The following is a 1,012-nucleotide window of genomic DNA, read 5'->3' on the forward strand; positions in this document are numbered from 1 at the left end:
GCTTTTGTTGGGGGGCGGCAGTATTGCTTACCAGTTGCTGGTACAAAATGTGCCGCTGAGCCAGGACGAGAAAGATCCGGTGTGGGTGGTCGATGCCCAAGTGTCTTTCTCGGCCAAGGCCAACAAGCCCGTCAAGGTGCGCATGTTCGTGCCGCCGCTGGGAGTGGGTTATACCACCCTCAATGAAAGCTTTATCTCCAACAATTACGGCGTGAACGTGAATGTGGAGAAGGGCAACCGGCAGGTGACCTGGTCGTCCCGTCGCGCCGAAGGCAACCAGTACCTTTATTACCGCCTCATGCTGACTCCGCGCTATGCGGATGCCCCGGAAAATGACCCCGGCCCCCAATTCCGCCCGGCTCCTACGCTGGATGGCCCGGATAAGCTGGCCGCCGACGCGCTGCTGGAGCCGATTCGCCAGCACTCGGCGGATGTGGAAACCTTTATCAGCGAGACCATCAAGCGGGTCAATGAACTGGAGAACGATAATGTCCAGTTGCTGCTGGGCAGCGATGTGAGCCCGGAGAACCGGGCCAATGTCATTGATTTGCTGCTGGCGGTGGCGCATATCCCGGCCGAGCCAGTCCATACGCTACGCCTGGCGGAAAGCCAGGAGCAGCAGCCGGAGCTGTGGCTGCGCAGCTTCAACGGCAAGAAATGGCTGTACTTCAATCCGCTCAATGGCCAGCAGGGTCTGCCGGAAGATCGTCTGGTCTGGTGGAGCGGCCCAGGGCCGCTGCTGAATATCGAGGGCGGCAAGTCTGCGGACGTGAGCTTTAGCGTGCACGAAAATGAAATGAGCGCGTTGCAGCTGGCCCAGTCCCTGCGTCTGAAAGACGTGAGCAGTTTTATCGATTTCTCCCTTTACGAACTGCCGTTACCTGCCCAGCAACTGTATCGCATTCTGGTAATGATTCCGGTGGGCGTCATGCTGGTGCTGTTTATCCGTTCGCTGATCGGCATGGAAACCCTGGGGACATTTACCCCCGTGCTGATCGCCCTGGCGTTCCGT

1 protein-coding gene is annotated in these 1,012 nt (G+C 58.8%); it reads left to right on the forward strand.

Translation table 11 applies throughout. From position 1 onward, the window contains the following. Positions 1–1,012, forward strand: a 1,012-nt coding sequence (locus tag A3754_RS01845) for a UUP1 family membrane protein (protein WP_063518698.1), incomplete at both ends; no start/stop codon positions are given.

It is taken from the genome of Alcanivorax sp. HI0083, from assembly GCF_001635175.1.